This is a genomic window from Streptomyces sp. NBC_01267, from assembly GCF_036241575.1.
GTDB lineage: Bacteria > Actinomycetota > Actinomycetes > Streptomycetales > Streptomycetaceae > Streptomyces.
Genome location: NZ_CP108455.1, coordinates 2930879 through 2956833 on the forward strand (window position 1 = coordinate 2930879; position 25955 = coordinate 2956833).

Sequence of the window (25955 nt, forward strand, 5' to 3'; positions counted from 1 at the left end):
CGGACCGGTCGGCGGTCCGGCCGTCCGGCGGGCGGGTCAGCGGCCCTGGAGGTCGGCGGCTGCGTCCCGGATCGCGGGGAGTTCCTGGTAGAGGCGCTCCCCGGGGCAGTCGGTCGCGAACCCGTCGCGGTGTCCGGAGATCACATCGAGCTTGACGTCGGTGCCCTTCGGGTAGCGGTTGCCGCCGCCGGACACGAGCGTGGTCCGGCCGCTCGGGTCCGCGCCGGTCAGCCCGAGCTTCCAGGCGCTGAGGTGGGCGAGCGCGCTGACGACGGCCTCGGGCGGATCGGCCGAGGTGAAGGTGCCGAGGACGGCGATGCCGGTGGTGTCCGTGTTGAACCCGAGGGTGTGCGCGCCCATGACGGCCTTGGTCACCCCGCCGGCCCGGCCCTCGTAGATGTTCCCGCACTTGTCGATGACGAAGTTGTAGCCGATGTCCCGCCAGCCGTTGCTCTTCACGTGGTAGCGGTAGATGCTCCGCATGAGCGAGGGCGCCTGTGCGCAGGTGTAGTTGTTGCCGGTCGCCGTGTGGTGCACGAAGGCGGCCTTCACGGTGTTCGTGTAGAGGAACTGGGACTCGCGGATGCTCTCGTCGGCGCCCCAGCCGCTGCGGGTCACGATGCGCGGCCGGGGCCCCACGAAGGTGTCCGCCCGCCGGCCGGTGGAGGCCGCGAGGTCGGCCTCGGTGTCCGCCTTGCTGAGCGCGGGCAGTTCGGTGGGGCCCTCCGGCGCGAGCGCGGGGGTGTCCCCGGATCCGGCGGCCACCCCGGTGTCCCCTTCCTGCCCGGTGTCCGCCGCGGGACCGTTGCCCTCGTCGGCGCCGGACGTCGTGCGGTCGTCCGCGGACTGCTGCGGACCGGGGTCGGGCCCCGGGTCCACGAGGTCCAGCCGCAGGCCCGCGGGCAGCGGGGCTGCCGTGGGCCGTACGGAGGCGCCGCGCACCCCGGTACGCGCCGGGGCGGCGGGCGCGGCGGGGCGTACGCGGACCTGGACGCCGTCCGAGTTGCCCACCCAGAGCGGTGCGGTGGAGCCGTGCACGCCGGGTGCGTCGGCCTCCGCGGTACCGGTGTCGGCGGCGTGGTCGTCGTTGTGGGTCTCGACGTCCTGCCAGCCGGACCAGGCCGTGGAGCCCACGTGCCGGGTGCGGACCTGGACGGTCCCGTCGAGTTCGGCGTGCCGGTCGTTCCAGACCACACCGAGCAGTGAGAACGGTTTGACGTGCTGCTCGGACAGCTCCGCACCGGCGGTGGCGCCCGCGGACCGGCCGGAGGCGAGCGGGGTGAGCCTCAGCGACCGGGTGGAGCCGGGGACCGCCGTGTCCGGCGTACCGGCGTGCCTGGCGGGGGACGCGGCACCGGCCGGCGCGGCGAACGGGAGGGCGAGCGCGGCGGCGCACGCCACGGCGATCGACGCGGAGAGGACGGAGGCAGACTTATGAGCACGCATAAATACGATGTTGGGCATAGCTGGATAACTCTGTCCATCCGGGAATTGACGGCGCGTCGGGTCACCCGGGTCATCGGCTCCGCGCCGACAGCCGCCCCCGGCGCACTCGGCCACGTACCCTTCGCAGATGACTGCCAGCGACCACACCCCCGCCGACCTGCTGCGATCCGCACTCGCCCGGGAACCGGCCCGCCCTCTTGTCACGTTCTACGACGACGCGACGGGCGAGCGCGTCGAACTTTCCGTGGCGACCTTCGCCAATTGGGTGGCCAAGACGGCGAATCTGCTCCAGGGCGAGCTGTCCGCCGAGCCCGGCGACCGGCTGGCGCTGCTGCTCCCCGCGCACTGGCAGACCGCGGTCTGGCTGCTCGCCTGCTCGTCGGTGGGGGTGCTCGCCGATGTCGGCGGTGAACCCGGCAAGGCCGATCTGGTCGTCAGCGGTCCGGACACCCTGGAGGAGGCGCGTGCCTGCGGCGGCGAGCGCGTCGCGCTGGCGCTGCGTCCGCTCGGTGGCCGCTTCCCGCAGCCCCCGGCCGGCTTCGCGGACTACGCCGTGGAGGTCCCCAGCCAGGGCGACCGCTTCGAGCCGTACGCGCCGGTGGACGCGAACGCACCCGCGCTCGCGGTCGGCGGGACCGAGCTGACGGGCGCCGGGCTGGTGGAGCGGTCCCTCGCCGATGCCGCCGGGGTCGGGCTCGCCCCCGGCGCGCGGATCCTGTCGGGTCGCGGCTACGACACCTGGGCCGGTCTCTCGGACGGGCTCTACGCCCCGCTCGCGGCCGGCGCGTCGGTGGTCCTCTGCCGCAATCTGGACCAGTTGGCGGACGGCGGGCTGGAGAAGCGGATCGAGAGCGAGCGGGTCACGCACTCCGTGCCGCAGTAGTCCGGGCCGCCCGTACGGAAGCCGGGACCGCCCGTCCAGGGGGTCCGGACCGACCGTCCGGGCCACCCGTCCGGCCCACCGCGGGCCGAGTCCTCAGGAACACGCGCGGTCTCCGGTACATGATCAGCAGAGAGCACAACCAAGCGCGCGGTTCAGTCGTCTATCCGTTCGATCGGCGGCCCAGCGCGTCGCCGACTCCGTGAAGGATGGACGCAGACGTGACGGACAGTGCTGGCACGCCCGATGACGAGCCCCAGTCGGACACACCGGACTCGGACCCGGGAGCGACCGCTGCGACCGCACCCCCGCCGCCGGACCGGCCCACACGGCACTGGCTGCGCTGGACCGCGCTCGGCGTCTCGCTCGTGGTGCTCGCCGCCGCGGGCGTGGGCTGGTGGTTCTACAACAAGCTCGACCACAACATCAAGACCGACAACACCGCCACCGCCGAGCTGCGGACGTACGAGAAGGAACGCCCCGCCCCGGTCGCGGCCAACGCGGAGAACATCCTGCTGATCGGCTCCGACTCACGCTCGGGCGACAACAAGAAGTACGGCAGGGACGAGGGGTCGCAGCGCTCCGACACCACGATCCTGCTGCACCTCTCGGCGGACAAGAAGAGTGCGACGGCCGTCTCCATCCCGCGTGACCTGATGTCGGACGTGCCCAGCTGCATCAAGGCGGACAAGACCCGCACGAAGAAGCAATTCGTGCAGTTCAACTGGGCGTTCGAGTTCGGCGGCACGGCCTGCACCGTCCGTACGGTCGAGAAGATGACCGGCATCCGCATCGACCACTACATGGTCATCGACTTCAACGGCTTCAAGGGCATGGTCAACGCGGTCGACGGTGTCGAGGTCTGTCTCAAGAAGCCGGTCGACGACAAGGACGCCCATCTCAAGCTGCCCGCGGGCCGTCAGACGCTCAACGGCGAGCAGGCGCTCGGATATGTGCGCGCCCGGCACTCCATCGGCAACGGCAGCGACACCGAACGCATGGACCGCCAGCAGCAGTTCCTCGGTTCGCTGGTGAAGAAGGTGCAGAGCAACGGCGTCCTGCTGAACCCGACGCGGCTCTACCCGGTCCTCGACGCGGCGACCAAGTCGGTCACCACCGACCCGGGTCTGGACACCCTCAAGGACCTGTACGACCTGACGCGGCGGATGCGGGACATCCCCACCGACAAGGTCCAGTTCCTGACCGTGCCGCGCGAGCCGTACGCCGCCGACCGGAACCGCGACCAGCTCGTCCAGCCGAACGCGGACAACCTCTTCAAGCGGCTGCGCGACGACGCCCCGGTCGTGGTGACCCACGGCAGCAGCGGCGAACCCGCGAGCAGTTCCCGGACGGGGTCGGAATCGGGCAGGAAGGGGTCGGCCACCCCTTCCCCGCAGTCCACTTTCGCGGGTACGAACGCCTCTGTCAGGGCGTGCGGGTAAACAATTTTCAAACCCGGATGCACAGCGCATGTGGATTGCGCGTTATGCCCAGTTGTAAGAAGTGCTGAATGTGTCACGCACGTCGCTGGACGGCGATCCGGGCAGATAGTGTGACGCAACCCGGTGCATCCGGCCAGATGGCCGCGCACTGCTGGATCGAAAGACCGAGCGCCTGGGGGGAGGGCGCATCGCGTGGCACCGACGGAGGACGCAGGCAACCGTGGACGCGCATAGCCGTGGGCGGGCGGGCGATGACGATATCGACCCCGCGGACCAATGGGTACTCAACCCGGACACCGGCAATTACGAACTGCGACTGAATCCCTCCGGAACGCAATCAGGGGGAAATGCGCCGCGGGGATCCGAATCCGGTTCCGGCCGTACCCGGCGCCGGGATTCGCCTCCCGCGCAGGGCTCCCGGCGTTCGTCGCGGCAGCCGTCGGTGCCGCAGCAGTCGCCGCGCCGGGACGTGCCGGCCCAGCGCAGCCGCCGGGCGGGAAGCGCGGGGGGCGACGGGCCGGACGGTCCGCAGCAGTCCGCGGCGGGCCGCCGCAAGCGCAAGCAGCCGAAGGCGCGCAAGAAGAAGGCCCTGATGTGGACGGGCGGCGTGGTGGCCTTCGTCCTCGTCGGTGTGTCCGTCGGCGGGTACGCCCTCTACGAGCACTTCCAGGGCAACCTCAACACCGTTGACGTGGTGGGCGGTTCGACCGGCTCCACCAAGGACAGGGCCGTCAACATATTGCTGATCGGTACGGACAAGCGCACCGGCAAGGGCAACGAGGGCTACGGCGACAAGGGCAGCGTCGGCCACGCCGACACCAACATCCTGTTCCACGTCTCCAAGGACCGGACGAACGCCACCGCGCTCTCCATCCCCCGCGACCTGATCACCGACATCCCGGACTGCGAGACCAAGCAGCCGGACGGCTCGACGAAGGTCATCCCGGGGACGCCGCACGTCCGCTTCAACACCAGCCTCGGCCAGGACGGCCGCGACCCCGGCTGCACCATGAAGACGGTCAAGGAACTCACCGGTCTGAACGTCGACCACTTCATGATGGCCGACTTCAACGCCATCAAGACGCTCAGCACCGCGGTGGGCGGGGTCGAGGTCTGCGTCGGCAGGGACATCGACGACAAGGAATCGCACCTCAAGCTCCCCAAGGGCAAGAGCACGGTGGAGGGCGAGCAGGCACTGGCCTTCGTCCGCACCCGGCACAGCTTCGGCAACCACGGCGACCTGGACCGTATCCAGGTGCAGCAGCAGTTCCTCGCCTCGCTGATCCGCAAGATGACCTCGGGCGACATCCTCACCAGCCCCACCAAGCTGTACACCCTGGCGGACGCGGCGACCAAGGCGCTCACGGTCGACAGCGCGATCGGCAGCATCGACAAGCTCAAGGACCTCGCGATGGACCTGAAGAAGGTCAATCCGAAGAACGTCACCTTCACGACGCTGCCGGTCCTCGACAACCCGGCGGAGAAGGTCCCCGTCACCGTGGTGCTGAACAGCGCCAAGGCCGACCCGGTGTTCTCGATGATGCGCGAGGACGTCTCGCTCACCGAGGTGAAGAAGAAGGCGAAGGCGGCCGAGAGCAAGCAGGCCGCACTCCTCAAGGGCCCCCGGGCCCAGGCGTCCGACGTCCGGGTCAAGGTCCTCAACGGCGGCGCCGTCTCGGGCTCCGCACAGACCACGCTGACCTGGCTGCAGAACACCGAGGGCGTACTGAAGTCGGAGAACGGCGGCAACCACAAGCCCGATCTGGCCAAGACCACCCTCACGTACGCGCCGAACCAGGCAGACCAGGCCCGCAAGCTCGCGGACCTCATGGGCCTGCCCGCATCGGCGCTGAAGCCCGGCACGACGGACTCCGTCGGCCTCACCCCGATGACTCTCGTCCTGGGAGCCGACTTCAAGGCCGCGGGGACACCGATAGCCGCTCCGGCAAAGGCGCCGGAAGACATCCAGCGCGTGGAAGCAGACAAGACCGTGTGTCCCAAGTGACGCCAGTTCTCCGGGGCGTACGGACACGTGAATAGCAGGGGGACCTGGTGGGACAGAGCAGCGTGCGGGGCGAGGGGACGCGGAACTCACGCGCCCGTCAACTCGGCTGGGACGACAGTCTTTACGAGCCGGGGGCTGCCGGCCCGGGTCCTGGCGGCGAGGGTGGCGGACGCCGCAGACAGGGCGGACCGCGCGGACGCGGGCGGCGTGGGAAACGCCGAATACTCCGCTGGGTGGCGGCTGCCGTCTCCCTGGTGATCATCGGCACCGCCGGCGCCGGTTATCTCTACTACCGCCACCTGAACGGCAATCTGAAGAAGGACGCGCTCAACCTCGGCGACCACCAGGCCCCGAAGACGAAGGCCAACGCGGCGGGCCAGACCCCGTTGAACATCCTGTTGATCGGCTCCGACGCGCGGGACTCCAAGGAGAACCAGAAGCTCGGCGGCGCCAAGAACACCTTCGGCGCCCCGCCGCTGGCCGATGTGCAGATGCTGCTGCACGTCTCGGCGGACCGCAGCAACATGTCGGTGGTGAGCCTGCCGCGCGACACCGTGCTGAAGATCCCCAAGTGCACGGCCAAGGACGGCAAGGAATACCCGGCGACGGGCTGGACGCTGGCCAACGAGTCGCTGGGGCGCGGCGGTCCCGGCTGCACCGTCGCCACCTGGGAGTCCCTCACCGGCATCCACATCGACCACTTCATGAAGATCGACTTCTCGGGTGTGGTCTCGATGGCCGACGCGATCGGCGGTGTCCCGGTCTGCGTGGACGCCAACGTCTACTCGCACACCCACGACGGCCACGGCTCCGGGCTGAAGGTGAGGAAGGGCACCACCCCGGTCAAGGGGCAGCAGGCGCTCCAGTGGCTGCGTACGCGCTACGGGTTCTGGCCGGACACCGATGTCGTACGGACCAAGGCCCAGCACATGTACATGAACTCGATGGTCCGCCAGCTGCGCAAGGGCACCAAGCTCACCAATCCCGGCAAGCTGATGGACCTCGCCGAGGCGGCGACCAACGCACTCACCGTGGACGACGCGATCGACACGGGCCTGAAGCTGTACGACCTGGCCGGGGAGCTCAAGAAGGTCCCGACCTCGCGGATCACCATGACCACGATGCCGAACGTCAACTCCGTACGGCCCGGTTTCGAGGAGAAGGTCGACCCCAAGGCGGGCGACGCGGACAAGCTGTTCTCGATGGTCCGTGACGACATCCCGCTGGACGGCAAGGCCTCCAAGAGGAAGAAGCCCGCCGAGAAGGTCTCCGACGATCCGGCGGCTCCCAAGGCGGAGATCGGCATCACCGTGCAGAACGGCACGGCAGGGGACGGCGGGCTGCCCACGAAGGGCCGCGCCGGAGAGATCACCGCGCTGCTCACCGGGCAGGGCTTCACCCGGGCCACTGCTTCCCAGCAGTTGGATCCGCAGGCGAAGACCACCGTGCTCTTCCCCAGCGCCGACCTGGAGGGCGACGCCCAGGCGGTGGCGAAGGCGATGGGAGTGCCGCTGCACTCCGTGAAGAAGTCCACCGACGTCACCGGAGTCACGGTGATCGTGGGCAGCGACTGGCGTACGGGGACGACCTACCCCAAGTCCCAGGCGGACGACGGCAAGACGCCGGAATCGGCGGAGGCGCTCCAGGGTGACGACGAGTCGGCGTGCATGCACGTCGACCCCGCGTACACCTGGTAGCGCGGCCCGGAACGCACTCCGCCCCCGACGGCTCAGGCTGTCGGGGGCGGAGGTGCGTACGGGACCGGGTCAGGCCGCGGCGCGGACCGTCGGGCGGCGGCTGGCGATGACCTTCCGGGCCAGCGAGCGGGGGCTGGTCAGGAAGCCGAAGCCCCAGCACATGTGCATCGTCGCCAGCGCGACGGGGATCTGCGCCCGCGCCTTGAGCGACAGGCCCTTGCCGGCCGGCACCGAGCCCGCCACGATGGCCGCGGCGTAGGCCGCGGGTACGAGGAACGCCCACGGGGTGACGGCGGCGCCGACCACGATGCCCGCCGCGATCGCGCAGACCGCGGTCGGCGGCGCGAGGTAGCGGAGGTTGATCGAACCCTCGTGGTAGCGGGCGACGACATGCCGCCAGCGGCCGTAGTCCTTGTACTGCTTGGCGAGCGCCCGGACCGAGGGGCGCGGCCGGTACTGGACGCGCAGTTCGGGCGAGAACCAGATCAGGCCGCCCGCGTCGCGGATCCGGAAGTTCAGCTCCCAGTCCTGGGCGCGGATGAACTCCTCGTTGTACCCGCCCTGTTGCTCCAGCGCCTCGCGCCGGAAGACCCCCAGGTAGACGGTCTCCGCGGGGGCCGCCTTGCCGCCGGTGTGGAACGCCGCGTTGCCGACGCCGATCTTGGAGGTCATCGCGGCGGCGACCGCGTCCTCCCAGGCGTTCTCGCCCTCGGCGTGCATGATGCCGCCGACGTTCATCGCGCCGGTCTCCTCCAGGAGGCGGACCGCGGTGGCGATGTAGTTCGGCGAGAGCATGCCGTGGCCGTCGACCCGCACCACGACGGGGTGCCGGGAGGCCTTGATCGCGGCGTTGAGTGCCGCGGGGGTACGGCCGGTGGGGTTGGCGACGGTGTGGACCCGCGGGTCCTCCCGTACCAGCTCGGCGGCGATCTCCTCGGTACGGTCCGACGACGGGCCGATGGCGATCACCACCTCCATCTCGCCGTCGTACTCCTGCTCCAGGATGTGGCGGACCGAGTTGCGCAGATGCCGTTCCTCGTTGAGGACCGGCATGATCACAGAAACAGCGGGCGTGGCGTTCATAGACGGGCCACGTTACCGCGAACGGGGGACACCCGGAGCGGCGCCCGGGGCGGCATACCCGGAATGCTGATCACAAAGGCATACGGTGGCCGCTTCCCCGCCCGTCCCCCTCTGAGGTGTTCCGTGTCCCCCGTGCCCCCGCCCCGCCGCCGCAGGCCGCCGCCGAAGCGTCCCCGCTGGGGCATGCGGCTGACCACCACCCTCTCCGTGCTGGTCCTCGGCGCCGGAGGAATCGGCCACGCGCTCCTCAGCGAGCTGGACGGCATCGGCAGGATCGATCCCTTCAAGGACATGAAGAATCGTCCCGCCGCGGGCCGGGGCATGAATGTGCTGCTGGTCGGCACGGACGGCCGGGACAAGATCACGCCGGAGGAGAAGAAGAAGTACCACCTGGGCGGGGCGCCCTGTCACTGCACCGACACGCTGATGATGGTCCACGTCTCGGCGGACCGCTCACGGGTGAGTGTGGTGAGCCTGCCACGGGACAGTTACGCGATGGTTCCCGCCCGCACCGAGGCGGACGGCCGGAAGCGCGACGCCCACCCGATCAAGCTCAACGCGGCCTACGCGGAGGGTGGCCCCGGACTCACCGTACGGACCGTGGAGCAGATGACCGGGGTGAAGGTCGACCACTACCTGGAGGTCGACTTCACCAGCTTCATGAAGACGGTGGACGTGCTCGGCGGGGTCGACGTCTGCACGGTCCGCCCGCTGAAGGACTCGTACAGCGGCCTCGACCTGCCGGTGGGGACGAGCAGGCTCGACGGGGGCGGGGCGCTCCAGTACGTGCGCTCCCGGCACGTCGACGGGGCGTCCGACATCAGCCGGATGCAGCGCCAGCAGCGCTTCATGGCATCCCTGATCGAGAAGGCCACCAGCAGCGGGGTGCTGCTGAACCCGGTCAGGTTCCGCGAGGTGACGTCCACGGTCTTCGACTCGGTCCGCGCGGACAAGGGCTTCGACGCCGACCAGATGCTCAGCCTCGGCCAGGCGATGCGCGGCTTCTCCCCGTCGTCGTCGGAGTTCACGTCCGTGCCCATCGGGCAGATGAACTACCTGGTCAGGGGCATTGGCTCGACCGTGAAGTGGGACGCCCGGAAGGCTGGGAAGCTTTTCCGGGCGCTCCGCGACGACAAGCCGATCGCCCAGCACCGGTCGGCGACGGCGAAGACCAAACAGGTCGATGTGGAACCGAACCAGATCCGGGTCCAGGTGGCCAACGGGACCGCCACCACCGGTCTGGCCGCCCGCGCCGACAAGGGCCTGCACGCCAGCGGCTTCCTGTCGTCGGTCGCGGTCACCGCCCCGGGCCGGGCGGCCCCGCAGAACGTCAAGCACACCTACATCGAGTACGACCCACGCTGGAACCGCTCGGTGCAGTCCGTGGCGGCGGCCCTGCCGGGCGCCGAGCTGCGGAAGGTGAACGGGCTCGGCCCGACGCTGAAGGTGACGCTCGGATCGGACTTCACGTCGGTGACACCGGTGCGGCCGGAGGAACCGGCCGCCGGCCAGTTCGGCGCGGTCACCGGCGACCAGGTGGTCTGCCGGTAGGGCGGCGCGGCGGCGGGTGGACGGACCGGGGCGTCCGTGACAGGGGACAGGGGGGCAGCGTCAGTCGTCGATGCCGTCGGCGATGCGCTGTTCCCTGAGCTCCTTGATCGCGCGGCGCCGGGCGAGCCGGTGCGTACGGCGGATCTGCGCCTCCTGGTAGCGCCGCTTGTCCCGCTCGGTCTCGGGGACCACCGGCGGTACGACGCGGGGTTTGCCGTCCGCGTCCACGGCGGCGAAGACCAGATAGGCGCTGCCGACCTGCTGGGCCGGGGTGGACTCGTTCCACCGCTCGGCGAGCACCCGGACCCCGACCTCCATCGAGGACCGGCCCGTCCAGTTCACCTGGGCCTTCACATGGACCAGGTCACCGACCCGTACCGGCTCCAGGAAGACCATCTCGTCCATGGAGGCGGTGACCGCGGGCCCGCCGGAGTGCCGCCCGGCCACGGCACCGGCCGCGTCGTCCACCAGTTTCATGATCACGCCACCGTGCACCGTGCCGAGGAGATTGGTGTCGGTGCCCGTCATGATGTGGCTCAGGGTGGTACGGGAGGCCGAGGTGGGCTTGCCCGGAATATCAGTCATACGTGCCAGCTTAGGGCTCATTTCCGGTTTTCCCCGCAGCGCCGGGAGGGGCCGCTCACCAGCACATTGCATCAGCTTCGCAACAGCCCTGCCCCGATCCGTCACCCACCCTGTAATACGAACGCGCCGTGACGGCACACTGGTCCACATGGATGACAGGGACCGCTACGGACGCGGCAGCGAGAACGCGCAGCCCGAGGGCGCTCGGGTCATGCGGCACGTGCAGCGTTCGGCACCCGCCCAGCGGCAGTACGGGCAGCAGAGCCAGGGCCGGACGTACGAAGAGGGCTACGACAGCTCGTACGACAGCGGCTACAACACGGGCCAGGTCTACGGCCAGGGCGGTCCCGGGAACCAGCGCGGCCCCGGCGGCCCCGGTCCCGGCGGCCCCCGCACCGGCGCCCGCCCCGGCCGCGCCCCGAACTGGGGGCGCCGGATCAGAGTCGGTGTGCTGGTCCTGGTCGTCGTCGTCCTCGCGACCTCGATCGGTACGTACTTCTGGGCCGACGGCAAGCTGCGCCGCGAGGTCGACCTGTCCAAGGTCATCGACCGCCCCGCCACCGGCAAGGGCACGAACTACCTGATCGTGGGCTCGGACAGCCGCGAAGGGATGTCGGCCGCCGACAAGAAGAAGCTCCACACGGGCTCGGCCGAGGGCAAGCGCACCGACTCCATGATCATCCTGCACGTGGGCGACCACGGGAACACGATGATCTCGCTCCCCCGCGACTCGAACGTCACGGTCCCGTCGTACAAGGGCTCCCAGTCCGGCAAGCTCTACCCGAACACCGGCCGCCAGGAGAAGCTGAACGCCGCGTACGCGGAGGACGGCCCCGAACTGCTGGTGCGCACCATCGAGTACAACACCGGGCTGCACATCGACCACTACGCGGAGATCGGCTTCGACGGTTTCGCGAAGATCGTGGACGCGGTCGGCGGTGTGGACATGAACCTCCCCAAGGGCTTCAAGGACAAGTACTCGGGCGCCGACTTCAAGGCGGGCGAGCAGACCCTCAACGGCCAGCAGGCGCTCGCCTTCGTCCGTACCCGGCACGCCTTCGCGGCGAGCGACCTGGAACGTACGAAGAACCAGCAGAAGTTCCTGGCGGCACTGGCGAGCCAGACGGCCACCCCGACCACGGTCATGAACCCGTTCAAGCTCTACCCGGTGATGGGTGCGGGGCTGGACACGGTGATCGTGGACAAGGACATGAGCCTGTGGAACCTGGCGTCCATGTTCTGGGCCATGAAGGGTGTGTCGGGCGGCGACGGCAAGCAGATGAACATGCCGATCTCGGGCTCCACCGGCGGCAACCTGGTCTGGGACAAGACCAAGGTCAAGGAGCTGGTGCAGCAGCTGAAGGACGACGACACGGTGACGGTCACCGGGAACTAGACGGCGACTGCGAGAAGGCCCGGACGGTTCGCCGTCCGGGCCTTCTCGCTGCGCGGCTCTTTCGCTGTCCGAACCTTTCACTGTCCGGGCTCTTTCGCTGTCCAGCTGTCTTTCGCATCTGAGCCTTCACCGGACCTGACCGGAGAGGAGCTTCGTCACCGGGAGAAGTTGGTCGGTTCGGAGCAACTCGCCTGGTGTGTAGAGCTGTTCGCTCATGGCGAGCGCGTCGGCGGCATCGAGTGCCCCGATCTTCGTCTCGCCACCGATCGAGCGGACCGCGCGCAGCTGCGCCAGTTCGAAGTCATGGCGGTCGAGCAGGTCGGAGCTGTGGGTGGTCACGATGACCTGGCGCCGTTCACTCGCGTCGCGCAGCACGTCCAGTAGGACACATACCGCTGCCGGGTGGAGCGCGCTCTCCGGGGCCTCGATGCCGACCGGGCTGAGCGTCTGCCCCGTGCCGGCGAAGAGAGCGACCAGCACGCCGAGCGCCCGAAGTGTGCCGTCCGACATGGACTGGGCCTGAAAGCGCCACGGGTTCTTCGCCCCGGGTACGTCCTGGACGAATTCCAGCGTCTCCCCATTACCCAGCTCCGAACGGGACACTTCGCGCATCCCGGGAACGATCTGGTGCAGATACGCCTCGACCCTTGCCTTGTCGGCCCGGTCCAGCCGGTGCAGCACGCTGGCGATATTGGCGCCGTCCCGGTGCAGGAACTCCCCGGAGTCGGGTGTCTGCGGCTGCCGCATGACATCAGGCGTCAGGCTGAACACACTGATCCCGGCGAGCCCGTCGAAAACCGGCTGGAACGCGTCGAGCCCCGCCGCGGACACCAGGTAGAGACGCCTGTCGTTCACCGGCGGCATCACCGGCTCGGACTGATCCGCCAGCACCCCTTTCTCGACCCGGAACCGGGCGTCGGCGTACCGCTGCCCCTCGCCGGTCCGCGCGTCGAACCACACCCCGCAGTTCTCGCGGGCGATCCGGAACCCGCCGCCCTTCACCGCGGCGACCTCGAACCCGTATTCCCCCTCGTAACCGGGGCCGCTGAACTCCAGGTCGATGGAGAAGTGCGTCGGATGCCCGGTGGACCGCCGCCGTACTTCCGCGACCCCGCCACGGCTCCGCAGCGCCTGGTCGAGCGAGGTCTGCAGTGACTCGGAAAGCAGCCGCAGCGCGTCGAGGAAATTGCTCTTGCCCGACCCGTTGGGCCCTACCAGGAGAAGCAGCCGCCCCAGCTTGACGTCAGCCTCCGCGATGCTTCGGTACTGCCGGAGCCTGACCCTGGTCAGCGCAAAATGGTTGTCCTGCATGTGCCCAGTCTGGCAGCCGTTTCCGTACGGGAGGTGCGGCACGGGACACTCCGCGCCTACCTGGCGCACGGCCACACCAGCCGTACTCCGCCGCCCGCGAGCCGGGAGAACCACATGACAGCCCGCTCCGGCGAGCGCAGCACCATGCGGGAGCCACCCGAAACGGCAGAGACATCGGCGCTGCCGTCGGGATGGGCCAGGCCCCAGGCGAGGACGTGGGCGTCTAGATCGGCGTCGCCGTCACCTGCGCGGAACTCCTCCACCACGGCGAAGAGGCGTGGGGCTGTGGCTTCGACGAGGTCGCGGACTTCCTGGTCGAAGCCGTCGGGACGGGCGGAGGCGGGTTGCTCCGGGGATACGGTTGCCATGTGAAGTCCTCTGTCCAGGATGCGAGTTGACTCATCGAGTAACCCTAGCCAGGGCCTAGTAGATCTATCAGTAATGCACTGATCCAGCTCCCACTTTCATCCATGTGGGTGACGGGCCGGGACATAAAAGTGACAGCGGGAGGATGTGTATGGCCACGGCAATGCCACCGACATTGCGGCAACGCCGCTTGGGCACCGAGTTGAGAAAGTTGCGCGAACGGGCGGGACTGAGCTCCACCGCCGCCGCTGCTGAGGTCGGCATCCAGCAAGCCCGCATGAGCATGATCGAAGCTGGCAGGTACGCGGTCAGCGCCGACCGCGTCCGCGCACTCGCGTCTGCCTACGCCTGCCCCGATACGACCCTGGTCGAGGCATTGGCAGCGATGACGGGCGGGCGCGGTCGAGGATGGTGGGACGAGTACCGCGAGCTTCTTCCCGCCTCGCTGGTCGAAGTTGCCGAATTCGAGCACTACGCAACCGAGTTGCGAGTGGGTGTAGTCGTGGCGATGGCCGGTCTCGTACAGACCCTTGAGCACGCCCGGGTCGCATTCCAGCAGAGCGTTCCCACGATGCATCCACATGAGATCGAGCACCGGGTGTCATTCCGGGTGAAGCGTCAGGCTGTTCTCCACTCAAGTCCGCCCACCCCGTACACGGCTATCGTCCATGAGGCCGCACTCCGCATGGGTTTCGGCGGGCCGGACATCATGCGCGACCAGCTGAGTCACTTGATCGCGATGAGCGAACGGGGCAACGTGCGGATTCTGGTCGTGCCCTTCGACCGGCCACACTTCCCGGCCTCCGGCCAGCCCATCAGCTATGCAAGCGGGCCGGTCCCGCAGCTGGATACCGTCCTGCTGGACTCCGACCACGGCTGTGAGTTTCTGGACGCGGAGGCGCAGGTGTACCGGTACCGGTCTGTCCTGGACCGCATGGAGACCTGTGCGCTTCCACCGGGCAAGAGCCGTGACTTCATTCGTCAGATCGCAAAGGCCATCTGAAGGGGCGCACATGGACACCTATCGCTGGCAGAAGTCTTCTTTCAGCGGCGAAGCCGCAAACTGCGTCGACGTCGCCATAGCCCCCGACGGCGGCATCGCACTCCGGGAAAGCGACTCCCCCAGCGCGATCCTCACCACGACCCCCGCCTCATTCGGCGCCCTGCTCGCCGCAGTCAGGCACCGGAAGTTCACCCGCAGAATCACGAAGAGCATCTGAGAAGGGATCCCCTGTGCCCGTATACACCTGGCAGAAGTCCTCGTACAGCACCGAGGGCGCGAACTGCGTCAACGTCGCCATAGCCCCCGACGGCGGCATCGCACTCCGGGAAAGCGACTCCCCCAGCGCGATCCTCACCACGACCCCCGCATCACTCGGCGCCCTGCTCGCCACAGTCAAACGCGGCAACACGCCCCGGGCCGACCGCGCCTGAACCAGGCCGTCAGCCCTGCGGCGTCCAGCCGGTCTCGGTCACCCACTGCTCGGCGATCCCCACGACCAGGTCCACCACCGGATCCTTCACATCGGCGTACGTCCCCACGTCGGGCACCGCGTCGGCGAGGGTCCGCTTGAAGGCCGCGTACGCGGGCACCGCCTCCGGGTGGGCCCGGAACCAGTCGCGGAAGAGCAGCGCGAGCCGCTCGTTGGGTGAACCGGCCACCCGTACATGGAGGTTGACGTCCTCGCCCGTCTCCGAGCGCAGCCACCACAGCCGCTTGCCCCAGCGGGCGGGGTCGTCGTCGGACCCGGCCGGTACGTGGTCGCGTTCGTACGGAGAGCGCTGGAACCCACGGGCCGCCAGCGGCCCCGCGAACGCGTCGGCCGCTGCTGCCAGGTCCTCGACGCTCGCCTGGAGGTCGTAGACCGGCTTGGCCGCCATGCCGGGGATCGCGGTGGAGCCGATGTGCTCGATCCGCAGTGCCAGTGGGGCGAGCGCCGCGCACAGCTCGTCGGCGATGGCGCGACCGCGCGACTGCCAGGCGGGGTCCGGGGGAAGCACGACCGGGCGGGTGGACGTGGTGGTGGTGTCGTTGGCCATTCGACCGAGTCTAGGACGTGGCGGGAATCCCGTTCCCGCCCCGCGTGGGACGTCACGGGGCCTGGCAGGGAATGAGCGCGGGGTCGATCGTCCAGTGGCGGGTACGGAAGATCCGGCCCGCGAACGGCACGTCCTTCTCCCCCACGGCCGTGAAGCCGAGGGTTCGGCAGATGCCGTTCGACGCGGCGTTCGTGACCGAGGGAAACGCGTGCACGAGCCCCCAACGGCCGTCGTCCCGAGCCCGTTCGAGTACGGCGCGGACGGCACGCTTGCCGAGCCCCTGCCCCTGGAACTCGGGCAGCACCATCCACCCGATCTCGGAGATCAGCTCCCCGTCCGCGGTGTGGGTGTACAGGGTCACGATGCCTGCCGCCTCGCCGGATCCGACTCCAGCCCCGTCCCCGTCTTCGCGCCGGTCGGGGACGATCATCTTGATCCAGTCGGTGCCGGCCTCCGCGCTCCGGACGTCGCGCCGGACCTTGTCGGCCATGCCCTCACGGGGCAGCGGGCCGCCCAGTTCGGCCATCATGACCGGGTCGCACCGCATCCGTACGTACGCATCCACATCGCTGATCCGCACATCCCGCAACCGCATCCGACCGCCCCTCACTCCTCGCTCGCCGACTGCGTGGTGATCGTCCCCCACTCGTCCATCGTGGGGCGGATCTTCATCGGCTCCTGGATGTCCGTGTCCGACCGGCGCGGGGGCTCGGGGCCGTCCGGGCCGATGCGCATCATCCGTTCGACCCGGACGATCTCGAAGCAACGCCCGCGCACCCGCAGCTCGTTCGCCCGGCGTTGTTGCTTGAACCGTTCGGCCGCCTTCGCGTACACCGCGACGTCCTTCTCCTCGATCCGGTGATACATCGGCAGGAACTCCGTCAGGTAGTGGACGAGCGCCCGCCGGGCCTCCTGCGGGGTGCCGTGGTAGCCGCCGCCCACCATGGACCAGGAGAGCTCCTTGTGCTCCATCACCCGGAAGACCGGGGGCAGCAGCACCACACCCGGATGTGTCGTCAACGCGCGGCGGGAATCGGCGAGTACGTCCGGCGGGAACCGTTCGGAGGTGTACGAGACCGGCAGCAGGCCGACCCGGTCCAGGCCCTCCGTCAGCCCGACGGCCGCCGCGTGGTCGATCACGACGCCCTCGGTGTGCGCCGGCGACCGGCCGCCGTCCTGGCTGTCGTCCCAGCCGTCCAGGTCGATATCCGTGGGCCGCGGGGGCTCCAGTTGGTGCTCGCCGATCCTGGCGAACTCGTCGGCGCGCACGATGCGGTAGCGCGTACCGGCGGCGGTCAGGCTGTCCACCGGCTCGGTCTCCAGCCGGGCCACCCCGGCCAGCAGGGCGCGACGCTCCAGGTGGTCCTCGGCCTCGTCCCTCGCCTTGAGCCAGAGGTACGAGTTGAGATCGTCCCGCGCGTCCTGCGGGTACCCGGTGTCCATGCCGCCGAGCAGGCGCCACCGGGGCCGCTCGCCAGGCCGCTGCTCGGCGTAGCCGAAGAGCGGGCCGCGGACGACGATCTTCCCGTACTTCCTGGTGGCAGCGAAGGCATCGACCTCGGTGACCCGGGCCACCGGATCCTCGCGGTGCTCCACGTTGATGACGAGGTGGTCCGGCGGCCTCTGCTTCTGCTCATCCATCGTTCCACTGTGCCGAACCGGAACCGGCAAGTGGGCGGAAATACAGAAGAAAGGTGATTCGGTGACGCGGTCCTGCGGGCAGCGGCCCGAGACCACTGGCCGGGTGTCCCCCCTGCGCGGCGGCTGACCGGCCAGTTTCCCTGTTCTCCGGCTTCACCGCTGCGGCCGTCGCGGGCCGGTGCTTCAATAAGTCGACTGTGCCAGCGAGTTGACGACATCGGAGGCGTAATCGCAGGTGAAGCCGTCACAGGAGAGCCGAGTCCGGAAGTATCTGACGTCCGAGGGAATCGAGGGAGAGGAAGTGCTGGCCGTCGCGCTGGCTTACCCCGCGGGGCGGGTGGCGCGGGTCGTGTCCGGGATGAAGGGGGAGGTGCTCGGGGCAGCGGGGGGCGGCGGTGCCGGGGCGCTCGCGGGCAAGAAGATCGCACGGGACAGGAGCAAGCGCGCTACGGACGCCGCCACGGACCGGTCCGCCGGGGCCGACTTCCCGGTGAACGAACGCAACGTCCTGGCCCTGACGACCGGCCGGGTGCTCATCTTCTCGCTCGGCGGGTTCATCACGCCGCAGCCGAGGAAACTGCTCTGGGACATAGAGCTCGACGACGTGGACGGGGTTTCCAAGCCCGTACTGACCACGGGCATGGCGAAGGCTCTGCGTGTGGACATCAGCGTTGCCGACGGCCGGGTCGCCCGGCTGGAATTCCCCCGTGCGGCAGTGCAGGCGGGCGAGGATCTGGTCCGTCAACTGCGGGGGCTGGTACGCAAGCGCTCCGCCTGACAGGGACTCCCCACGTCGACCGAACGGGCGGACAGAGAGGCGCCCGGCTGCGGTCACATCTGCTGATAAAGATTGACGATGCGCCGGACTCCGGCTGAGCATGCTGCCCACTGGCAGACGAGCGCCCCCGTCGTGACTGACGGGGGCGTTCCTTGACCGCCGGCCACCAAGGATGGCTACGGCCCGGCGAGAACCGCTCTACGGCAGGTTCCGCGCCATCACGATCCGCTGGACCTGGTTCGTGCCCTCGTAGATCTGGGTGATCTTCGCGTCCCGCATCATCCGCTCCACCGGATAGTCCCGCGTGTACCCGTACCCGCCCAGCAGTTGGACCGCGTCCGTCGTGATCTCCATCGCCGCGTCCGAGGCGAAGCACTTCGCCGCGGCGCCGAAGAAGGTCAGGTCGCCGTCCAGGCGCTCGGACTTGGCCGCTGCCGCGTAGGTGAGCTGGCGGGCCGCTTCGAGCTTCATGGCCATGTCCGCGAGCATGAACTGGATGCCCTGGAAGTCACCGATCGGCTTGCCGAACTGCTTGCGCTCCTGGACGTAGCCCTTGGCGTAGTCGAGGGCGCCCTGGGCGATCCCGAGAGCCTGGGCCGCGATCGTGATGCGGGTGTGGTCCAGGGTCTTCATCGCCGTGGCGAAGCCGGTGCCCTCCTCGCCGATCATGCGGTCGGCGGGGATACGGACGTTGTCGAGGTAGACCTCGCGCGTCGGGGACCCCTTGATGCCGAGCTTCTTCTCGGGGGCGCCGAAGGAGACGCCCTCGTCCGACTTCTCGACGACGAACGCGCTGATGCCCTTGGAGCGCTTCGTGGGGTCGGTGACGGCCATGACCGTGTAGTACTCGGAGACGCCCGCGTTGGTGATCCAGCGCTTCACGCCGTTGAGGACCCAGAAGTCGCCGTCGCGGACGGCCCTGGTCTTCATGCCCGCCGCGTCGGAGCCCGCGTCCGGCTCGCTGAGGCAGTACGAGAACATGCCCTCGCCCTGCGCGAGCTTGGTCAGGTACTTCCGCTTGAGGTCCTCGGAGCCCGAGAGCATCACGGGGAGCGAGCCCAGCTTGTTCACGGCCGGGATGAGGGAGGAGGACGCGCAGACGCGGGCCACCTCCTCGATGACGACGACCGTGGCGAGCGCGTCGGCGCCCGCGCCGCCGTACTCCTCCGGTACGTGCACCGCGTGCAGGTCGGCGGCGCTCAGCGCGTCCAGCGCCTCCTGCGGGAAGCGCGCCTCCTCGTCGACCGCAGCCGCGAAGGGCGCGATCTTCGCCTCGGCCAGGGAGCGGACCGAGTCGCGGAGCATGTCGTGCTCTTCGGCCGGGCGGTACAGGTCGAATTCGGGCGAACCTGCCAAGGTCACTCACTCCCCAGATGCTAACTACCGTTAAGTAACCCGATTTTAGGGGCTGGCCGCCCCCAGGGATACGTGAGCTTGGCGACAGGGGGAAAGCCCGCCATCGGACAGCCCGACTATGCTCGGGCGCGCACCCGATCCCGTACGCCCCCTGGAGCATCTTCATGGCCCTGAAAATCACCGTGATCGGTACCGGATACCTCGGTGCCACGCACGCCGCGGCCATGGCTGAGCTGGGGTTCGAGGTGCTCGGGCTGGATGTGGTGCCCGAGAAGATCGAGATGCTGTCGCAGGGGCGGGTCCCCATGTACGAGCCCGGTCTCGAGGAACTGCTGCGGCGGCACGTCGCGGGGATCGAGGGATCGACCGGCCGGCTGCGGTTCACCACCTCGCCGGAAGAGGCCGGAAAGTTCGGCGATGTGCACTTCGTGTGCGTCAACACTCCGCAGAAGCACGGGGAGTACGCGTGCGACATGTCGTACGTCGACACCGCGTTCGCCCAGCTCGCACCGCATCTGAACCGGGCCGCGCTGGTCGTCGGGAAGTCGACCGTGCCGGTCGGCAGCGCGGCCAGGCTGGTGGGGCTGCTCCAGGAGCTGGCTCCGGCCGGGGCCGCGGTGGAGCTGGCGTGGAACCCGGAGTTCCTGCGCGAGGGCTTCGCCGTCCAGGACACCCTGCACCCCGACCGGATCGTCGTCGGCGTGGAGAGCGAGCGGGCCGAGAAGCTGCTGCGTGAGGTGTACGCGGGACCGGTGGGCGAGGGTTCGCCGTTCGTGGTGACCGACTTCCCCACCGCCGAGCTGGTGAAGACCGCGGCGAACTCCTTCCTCGCCACGAAGATCTCCTTCATCAACGCGATGGCCGAGGTCTGCGAGGCCGCCGACGGCGACGTCGCGAAGCTCGCGGAAGCGCTCGGGCACGACGAGCGGATCGGGAAGAAGTTCCTGCGGGCCGGGATCGGGTTCGGCGGCGGGTGCCTGCCCAAGGACATCCGGGCCTTCATGGCCCGCGCCGGCGAGCTGGGCGCCGATCAGGCGCTGACCTTCCTGCGCGAGGTCGACTCGATCAACATGCGGCGCCGCGGGCACATGGTGGAGCTGGCCCGTGAGGCCGTGGGCGGCGGTTCGTTCCTGGGCAAGCGGGTCGCGGTGCTCGGCGCGACCTTCAAGCCGGACTCGGACGACGTACGGGATTCGCCCGCGCTCAATGTCGCCGGGCAGATCCATCTCCAGGGCGGCCAGGTCACGGTCTACGACCCCAAGGGCATGGAGAACGCGCGGCGGCTCTTCCCGACGCTCGGTTACGCGGAGACCGCGCTGGACGCGGTGCGGGGTGCGGATGTCGTCCTGCACCTGACGGAGTGGCGCGAGTTCCGCGAGCTGGACCCGGCGGAGCTGGGGGCGGTGGCCTCGGAGCGGATACTGCTGGACGGGCGCAACGCGCTGGACCCGGTGGCGTGGCGGGAGGCCGGGTGGGTCTACCGGGCGATGGGACGGCCCCGGGCGTAGTCCCCGGGTACGCATTCCTGGTGCGGGCCCGGCGCCGGCCCCTCAGGTGCCGGGCGGATCCGATGCCGTGCGGCCCGCTTTCCGGGCCCGGTACGCGCGCATCTTCGCCCGGCTGCCGCACGCCGCCATCGTGCACCAGCGACCGCGGCCCGCCGGGCTGCGGTCGTAGTACGCCCACTGGCAGTCCTCCGCCTCACAGGCCTTGAGGCGCTGCCAGGTGCCCTCGGTGACCGCTGTCGCGACGGCCGCCGCGACACGGGAGGTGAGCGCGGACGGGTCCTTCGGGGCCAGCGCGGCCACGCCCTCCTTGTCGACCGTGACCACCAGCGGGGCGTCCGACAGCAGCCGGGCCAGGGTCTCCCGCTGCGCTGTCGGCATGTCCTGGCCCGCGTGCGCCCGGCAGGCCGCGCGCAGCGCCTCGCGCAGCTCGGCCGCTTCGGCCAGTGCGCCGCCGCCGAGTGAGAACTCCTCGGCCAGCCGGTCGTCGCCGGTGTCGAGGCTCACCGTGTTCACCAGCGCCTCCACGAGCGCGAGCCCGCCCGGGGCGGTTGCCCTCTCATTCACCCTTGCGACGTTACCTTCCATGCGGCAGCATGAGGTAACGGTTACCGGATGAGCCCTGCAAGCGGTAACCAGCGGCCTCGAACTAGGGAGAACCCATGACCGTAGCCAAGCTGCGCAGTGTCGTCCTGGACTGTCCGGACGTGCACGCGCTCGCCGCGTTCTACGCCGCCGTCATCGGTGGCACGCCCGTGGCCGAGGACGGCGAAGAGGTGCGGTGGGTGGTCCTCGAAGGGCACGAGGGCACGCGTCTCGCGTTCCAGGAGGCGCCCGGATTCGTACCCCCGTCGTGGCCGTCCGCCGACGGCTCTCAACAGTTCCATCTGGACTTCTCCGTCACCGACATCGACGCGGCGGAGGAACAGGTCCTGGCACTGGGCGCGAAGCTGCTGGACGCGCCGGACGCGACGGACCCGTCGTGCAACTGGCGGGTGTACGCGGACCCGGCGGGGCACCCGTTCTGCCTCTGCTTCGACTGAGCCCGCGCACCGTACGGGGTCACGTCGCGGCCAGCGCCTCCGTCGGGGTCAGCCGGGCGGCGCGGACCGAGGGGTAGACGCCCGCCGCCATCCCGATCAGCACCGCGCCCACCGTGCCGCCGACGAGCGCGGTGGGCGGGACGACCGCGGGCCAGCCCTGGTACAGGGCGTAGGCGAGCGTCGCCAGCACGCCGATGAGGGTGCCCGCGATGCCGCCGAGCACCGACAGCGCGACCGACTCCGTCAGGAACTGCACGCGGATCTGCCCGCGGCCCGCGCCGAGTGCCCGGCGCAGGCCGATCTCCCTGCGGCGTTCCAGGACCGAGATGTACATGGTGTTGGCGACCCCGATCCCGCCGACCAGCAGGGCGACCCCCGCGAGGCCCAGGAAGAGCGCGGAGAACGTCGTCTCGGTGGCGCGTTTCGCCGTCAGCGCGTCCGAGGGGCGGCTGACCCTGACCATGCCGGGCAGTTCGGGGTACAGGGACGCGGGCAGCACCGCGGCGACGTCCTCGACGGCGTCCTCGCGGGCCTTCACGTAGATCACCGTGGGGTGGCCGTCGAAGCCCAGCTCGGTACGGGCCGCCTGCCATCCGACGAGTACGGAGCGGTCGAGATCGGGCGCGAGCGGCAGCTCGTCGAGGACGCCGATGACCGTGAACCACCGGTCGTCGATGACGATCTGCGGTGCCTCCGCGCCCGGTACCAGCCGGGGGATGCCGAGGCGGGACGCCGCCCGGTAGCCGAGTACGACGGTGGGGAACCGCTCGGTCGACGCGTTCAGGAACCGGCCGGAACGGATCTTCCCGTTGACCGCGGGCAGCAGGTCGGACTTGGCGGCCAGCACGGTCAGTCCCGAGCCGTCCTGCGGATCCGTACGGTCCGAACGCCGCACGAGCGCATGGGTGTTGGCGACGCTGCTGGCCACGGTGACCGGACCGATGCGGGCGGCCGACTCGTCCGCGTTCTCGGGCAGCAGCACCGGCGGGCTCTGGTTCGGCTGCGGTTCGGCGCGCAGTGTGTTGGTGCCCAGCGCGGACAGTTGGGCGTTCAGGTCCCGCTGGCTGGAGGCCGGGATGCCCGTCACCAGGATCAGGGTGGCGATGCCGATGGAGATGCCGAGCGCGGAGAGCGCCGCGCGCATGCGGCGGGTACGGATCCCGAGCAGCCCGAGCCGCAGCACGTCGGAGGGCGCCAGCCGCACCGGCTTCGTACGGTCGGAGCCGGGCGCGGAATCGGGTGCAGGATCGGAATCAAAGGCGGGCGCGGCGGATGTCATACGTACCCTCCGGAACCGGTGTCGGCCGTGACGCGGCCGTCGCGGATCTCGACGCGGCGCGGCAGCCGGGCGGCGATGTCCCGGTCGTGGGTGATGACGGCGATGGTGGTGCCCTCACTGTTCAGCTGGATCAGAAGGTCGAGTACGGCCCGGCCGTTGGCGGTGTCCAGGGCGCCGGTCGGTTCGTCGGCGAGGACCAGTGCGGGCTCGTTGACCAGCGCCCTGGCGATGGCGACGCGCTGGCGCTCGCCGCCGGAGAGCTGGTGCGGGAGGTGCCGCACCCGGGAGGCGAGGCCCACCCGGGCCAGCGCCGCACGGGCCAGTGGCTGCCGCTTGCGGCGCGGCACCCCGGCGTACAGCAGGCCGGTGGCGACGTTCTCCTCGGCGCTGAGCCCGTCGGTGAGGTGGCACTGCTGGAACACGAAGCCGAGCCAGCGCCCGCGCAGCGCCGAGAGCCGCCGGTCGGACAGCTCCGCCGCGTCCACGCCGCCGAACTCCACCGAGCCGCTGGTCGGGAGGTCGAGCGTGCCCATGATGTTGAGCAGGGTGGACTTGCCGGAGCCCGACGGGCCCACGATGGCGAGCAGTTCGCCCCGGCCGACGGAGAGCGAGACGTCGTCCAGTGCGGTGACTCCGCCGGGGTACGCCTTGCTCGCCCGGTGGACGGCCAGCACCGGCGGCGGGCCCGCGGGGCCCGTAGCCGTGGCACCGGAAGCACCGGCCGCCGGGTCGGCCGCGGTCCTGGGGGCACCGGCCGCCGGGCCGGCCGCGGGGGGCGCCGTCATGAGGTGGTCACCACCCGGTCGCCCTCGCTGATGCCCGGCCCGGAGATCTCGACCATGCCCTTCGCGAAGAGCCCGGTCTGCACGGCCCGCAGCTTCCCCTCGGGGCTCTGGAGCGCGTAGCCGCCCTCGCTCAGCGCGAGCAGCGATCCGACCGGCACCACCAGGACGTGCTTCCTGGTCCCGGTGGTGAACTGCACCTGTACGGAGGCGGAGTCCAGCTTCTTCACGGTGCCGGGGTCCGTCGGCACGATGGTGATCCCGAGCGTCGGCGGGGCCTGCTCGCCCGACCCGTCGTCGTCCGCGCCGCCCTGCACGGTCTGTCCCACCGCGGTGACCTTGCCGGGGACCGTCTTGGTGCTGGGCAGGGTGATGGTCACCCGGTCGCCCTTGCGGACCGGTTCGGCGTCCGCCGCGTCCATCTTCACCGAGACGACCTTGGCGACCGGGGTGACGGTCAGCAGTTCGCCGGCCGCCGCCTCGTCGCCGAGCTGCGCCTTGACCGCGCTGACCCGTACCTCCCCCGGCAGTACGGCGACCTGCCCGATCCCCAGGGTTCCGGTGGCCTGCTGCCCGGTGTCGCGCTGCCACCGCTTGAGGGCGGCGGCGAGGGCGGGGGTGAGTTCGGCGCCGTCCGCGTGCTGCCGCACCGGGCCCGTGTCGTACCCGAGCGCCTGGAGGTTCTCCGCGAGCACCGTGACGTCACGGCCGGTGACGCCCGGCTTCGCCAGCTCGCGGAAGACCGGGGTGTCCCCGAAGAAGACCATGACCGGCCGGTCGTCCACCCAGTACAGCGGCTTGCCACGGGCCACCGTCGTACCCGGCTCCGGCAGGCGGGTGACAAGCCCCTTGCCCGCTCCTTTGACCGGGGAGCCACCACCGAAGCCCAGCGTCCCGGTCACCGAGCGGCTGTCCGACAGGTCCGTCCGTACGATCGCGACCGTGCGGGCGGACGGGGCCGCCGCGGGCTTCGGGTCCGAGGCGTGGCCGTGCGCGGAGAGCGCCATCGCTCCGGCCCCGGCGCCCGCGACGAGGACGGCCACCGCCGCGGTGAGGGCGATGCGCCGGCCCGTACGGCGGCGGGGCGCGTGGGCGGCGGCGTTATCCCTTGCCACCGAAGGCCTCCGTCATGCAGTCGCGGTCGGCCTTGGTCTGCTCGGCGTCCGAGAGGGTCTCGCCGCTGCTGTCGTCGTACCGCCAGGACAGACCGTCGGGGCTGACGCTGGTGTCGGGCACCATGTGGATCCTCATGCCGCGCTTCTGGAGGCACTTCACATACGCGCGGTAGTCGTCGGCGAAGTGCGCGTTGGTCTCCGGCCTCGTCTCCGGCGGCCGGAGCGGCAGCTTGATCTCGCAGGCGTCGTAGGCCGCTTGATGCGCCTTCGTGGGGTCAGGATTCTGGAGCGGCGCCGCCTGCTTGGCGCCCGCGAGAGCCGCGCGCTTGGTGTTCATCGGGACACCGTGGGCCTGGAGACAGGCGTTGTAGGTGTCATCGAGGCGCTGCGCCTCCTCGGGCGAGGTGTCGAGGCGCAGTTGGGGGCGGCCCGCGGTGCTGTCCTTCGGCGTGGTGTTGCCCTTGCCGTGCGCGGCGGAGCCGGACGTCGATGCGCCGTCGGCCAGCGAGTCGACGCCCTTCTCGCTCTTCTCCCCCTTCACCTCGCTGATGCCGCTGCTGCATGCGCTGAGCGCGCCCAGGGAGATCAGGGCGGCGGCGCAGAGGGCTGCGGCACGGGCCACCGGGGTACTGCGGACTGTCTGGTTCGGCATGG

The 25955-nt window shown here is 70.0% G+C and carries 26 protein-coding genes; 12 read left to right on the top strand and 14 right to left on the bottom strand.

What is annotated here, in order from left to right; all coding sequences use genetic code 11:
• Positions 1-36 precede the first annotated feature (36 nt).
• Positions 37-1464, bottom strand: a complete 1428-nt coding sequence (locus tag OG709_RS13320) for a peptidoglycan recognition protein family protein (protein ID WP_329166205.1) — start codon at positions 1462-1464, stop codon at positions 37-39.
• Between the two features lie 109 nt (positions 1465-1573).
• On the opposite strand from OG709_RS13320, the gene OG709_RS13325 reads away from it, so the two are divergent.
• The 4 genes from OG709_RS13325 to OG709_RS13340 all read left to right on the top strand — a co-directional run bounded on the left by OG709_RS13325 (position 1574) and on the right by OG709_RS13340 (position 7470).
• Entirely contained in the window at positions 1574-2329 is a 756-nt protein-coding gene (locus OG709_RS13325) for a TIGR03089 family protein (RefSeq protein WP_266642839.1), read from the top strand.
• Between the two features lie 218 nt (positions 2330-2547).
• The gene (locus OG709_RS13330) at positions 2548-3768 is read left to right on the top strand and encodes an LCP family protein (RefSeq protein ID WP_405685320.1); all 1221 of its coding nucleotides are present in this window, start codon (positions 2548-2550) and stop codon (positions 3766-3768) included.
• Positions 3769-3988: 220 nt separating this feature from the next.
• A complete protein-coding gene (locus tag OG709_RS13335; protein WP_266642837.1) occupies positions 3989-5773 on the top strand; it encodes an LCP family protein in 1785 nt (594 codons plus the stop codon).
• 47 nt (positions 5774-5820) lie between these two features.
• The gene (locus tag OG709_RS13340; RefSeq protein ID WP_250302189.1) at positions 5821-7470 is read left to right on the top strand and encodes an LCP family protein; all 1650 of its coding nucleotides are present in this window, start codon (positions 5821-5823) and stop codon (positions 7468-7470) included.
• A gap of 69 nt (positions 7471-7539) precedes the next feature.
• On the opposite strand, the gene OG709_RS13345 is transcribed toward OG709_RS13340, so the two are convergent.
• Positions 7540-8553: a glycosyltransferase family 2 protein gene (locus tag OG709_RS13345; protein WP_250302188.1), complete on the bottom strand. Its 1014-nt coding sequence runs from the start codon at positions 8551-8553 to the stop codon at positions 7540-7542.
• 63 nt (positions 8554-8616) lie between these two features.
• Here OG709_RS13345 and OG709_RS13350 point away from each other — a divergent pair, with 63 nt between their 5' ends.
• On the top strand, positions 8617-10104 hold the full coding sequence (locus OG709_RS13350) for an LCP family protein (protein ID WP_443068536.1): 1488 nt from the start codon (positions 8617-8619) through the stop codon (positions 10102-10104).
• Positions 10105-10164: 60 nt separating this feature from the next.
• Here the strand turns inward: OG709_RS13350 and OG709_RS13355 are convergent, their stop codons facing one another.
• Positions 10165-10689: an acyl-CoA thioesterase gene (locus OG709_RS13355; protein WP_250302187.1), complete on the bottom strand. Its 525-nt coding sequence runs from the start codon at positions 10687-10689 to the stop codon at positions 10165-10167.
• A 148-nt stretch (positions 10690-10837) separates the two neighbouring features.
• On the opposite strand from OG709_RS13355, the gene OG709_RS13360 reads away from it, so the two are divergent.
• Positions 10838-12085 (top strand): LCP family protein, encoded by a 1248-nt coding sequence (locus tag OG709_RS13360; RefSeq protein ID WP_250302186.1) that lies wholly within the window; start codon positions 10838-10840, stop codon positions 12083-12085.
• A 126-nt stretch (positions 12086-12211) separates the two neighbouring features.
• Here the strand turns inward: OG709_RS13360 and OG709_RS13365 are convergent, their stop codons facing one another.
• Both OG709_RS13365 and OG709_RS13370 read right to left on the bottom strand, forming a co-directional pair.
• The gene (locus tag OG709_RS13365) at positions 12212-13396 is read right to left on the bottom strand and encodes an AAA family ATPase (RefSeq protein ID WP_329166211.1); all 1185 of its coding nucleotides are present in this window, start codon (positions 13394-13396) and stop codon (positions 12212-12214) included.
• Positions 13397-13452: 56 nt separating this feature from the next.
• On the bottom strand, positions 13453-13764 hold the full coding sequence (locus OG709_RS13370; RefSeq protein ID WP_329166213.1) for a hypothetical protein: 312 nt from the start codon (positions 13762-13764) through the stop codon (positions 13453-13455).
• Between the two features lie 149 nt (positions 13765-13913).
• Here OG709_RS13370 and OG709_RS13375 point away from each other — a divergent pair, with 149 nt between their 5' ends.
• The 3 genes from OG709_RS13375 to OG709_RS13385 are packed head-to-tail and all read left to right on the top strand — an operon-like array spanning position 13914 to position 15196.
• A complete protein-coding gene (locus OG709_RS13375) occupies positions 13914-14765 on the top strand; it encodes a helix-turn-helix domain-containing protein (protein WP_250302183.1) in 852 nt (283 codons plus the stop codon).
• Positions 14766-14775: 10 nt separating this feature from the next.
• Positions 14776-14982 carry a DUF397 domain-containing protein gene (locus OG709_RS13380; protein WP_329166215.1) on the top strand — a complete coding sequence of 69 codons (207 nt, stop codon included), beginning with the start codon at positions 14776-14778 and terminating at the stop codon, positions 14980-14982.
• Between the two features lie 13 nt (positions 14983-14995).
• Positions 14996-15196 (top strand): DUF397 domain-containing protein, encoded by a 201-nt coding sequence (locus tag OG709_RS13385; protein WP_329166217.1) that lies wholly within the window; start codon positions 14996-14998, stop codon positions 15194-15196.
• Positions 15197-15205: 9 nt separating this feature from the next.
• On the opposite strand, the gene OG709_RS13390 is transcribed toward OG709_RS13385, so the two are convergent.
• From OG709_RS13390 to OG709_RS13400, 3 genes are read right to left on the bottom strand one after another with little or no spacing between them, the layout of a single operon-like run.
• Positions 15206-15802, bottom strand: a complete 597-nt coding sequence (locus OG709_RS13390; protein WP_329166219.1) for a GrpB family protein — start codon at positions 15800-15802, stop codon at positions 15206-15208.
• 52 nt (positions 15803-15854) lie between these two features.
• Complete coding sequence (locus OG709_RS13395; protein WP_329166222.1) at positions 15855-16397, bottom strand: GNAT family N-acetyltransferase; 543 nt, start codon at positions 16395-16397, stop codon at positions 15855-15857.
• Between the two features lie 11 nt (positions 16398-16408).
• The gene (locus OG709_RS13400; protein WP_266642822.1) at positions 16409-17443 is read right to left on the bottom strand and encodes a DUF5954 family protein; all 1035 of its coding nucleotides are present in this window, start codon (positions 17441-17443) and stop codon (positions 16409-16411) included.
• Positions 17444-17744: 301 nt separating this feature from the next.
• Here OG709_RS13400 and OG709_RS13405 point away from each other — a divergent pair, with 301 nt between their 5' ends.
• Positions 17745-18221 carry a hypothetical protein gene (locus tag OG709_RS13405; protein ID WP_250302177.1) on the top strand — a complete coding sequence of 159 codons (477 nt, stop codon included), beginning with the start codon at positions 17745-17747 and terminating at the stop codon, positions 18219-18221.
• A 198-nt stretch (positions 18222-18419) separates the two neighbouring features.
• Here OG709_RS13405 and OG709_RS13410 read toward each other — a convergent pair whose 3' ends face one another.
• Positions 18420-19577, bottom strand: coding sequence for an acyl-CoA dehydrogenase family protein (locus OG709_RS13410; RefSeq protein WP_250302176.1), 1158 nt, complete (start codon positions 19575-19577; stop codon positions 18420-18422).
• 164 nt (positions 19578-19741) lie between these two features.
• On the opposite strand from OG709_RS13410, the gene OG709_RS13415 reads away from it, so the two are divergent.
• Positions 19742-21085, top strand: coding sequence for a UDP-glucose dehydrogenase family protein (locus OG709_RS13415; protein ID WP_329166226.1), 1344 nt, complete (start codon positions 19742-19744; stop codon positions 21083-21085).
• A 42-nt stretch (positions 21086-21127) separates the two neighbouring features.
• Here OG709_RS13415 and OG709_RS13420 read toward each other — a convergent pair whose 3' ends face one another.
• On the bottom strand, positions 21128-21649 hold the full coding sequence (locus tag OG709_RS13420) for a CGNR zinc finger domain-containing protein (protein ID WP_250302174.1): 522 nt from the start codon (positions 21647-21649) through the stop codon (positions 21128-21130).
• A gap of 95 nt (positions 21650-21744) precedes the next feature.
• Between OG709_RS13420 and OG709_RS13425 the strand changes: the two genes are divergently transcribed.
• Positions 21745-22125 (top strand): VOC family protein, encoded by a 381-nt coding sequence (locus tag OG709_RS13425; RefSeq protein WP_250302173.1) that lies wholly within the window; start codon positions 21745-21747, stop codon positions 22123-22125.
• 19 nt (positions 22126-22144) lie between these two features.
• Here the strand turns inward: OG709_RS13425 and OG709_RS13430 are convergent, their stop codons facing one another.
• The 4 genes from OG709_RS13430 to OG709_RS13445 are packed head-to-tail and all read right to left on the bottom strand — an operon-like array spanning position 22145 to position 25953.
• Positions 22145-23404 carry an ABC transporter permease gene (locus OG709_RS13430; protein ID WP_250302172.1) on the bottom strand — a complete coding sequence of 420 codons (1260 nt, stop codon included), beginning with the start codon at positions 23402-23404 and terminating at the stop codon, positions 22145-22147.
• Positions 23401-24189 carry an ABC transporter ATP-binding protein gene (locus OG709_RS13435; RefSeq protein WP_250302171.1) on the bottom strand — a complete coding sequence of 263 codons (789 nt, stop codon included), beginning with the start codon at positions 24187-24189 and terminating at the stop codon, positions 23401-23403. The genes OG709_RS13430 and OG709_RS13435 overlap by 4 nt, the downstream gene beginning before the upstream one ends.
• Positions 24186-25301 (bottom strand): peptidoglycan-binding protein, encoded by a 1116-nt coding sequence (locus OG709_RS13440; RefSeq protein WP_250302170.1) that lies wholly within the window; start codon positions 25299-25301, stop codon positions 24186-24188. Before OG709_RS13440 ends, OG709_RS13435 begins: the two co-directional genes overlap by 4 nt.
• Complete coding sequence (locus tag OG709_RS13445) at positions 25288-25953, bottom strand: hypothetical protein (protein WP_250302169.1); 666 nt, start codon at positions 25951-25953, stop codon at positions 25288-25290. The genes OG709_RS13440 and OG709_RS13445 overlap by 14 nt, the downstream gene beginning before the upstream one ends.
• Positions 25954-25955 lie beyond the last annotated feature (2 nt).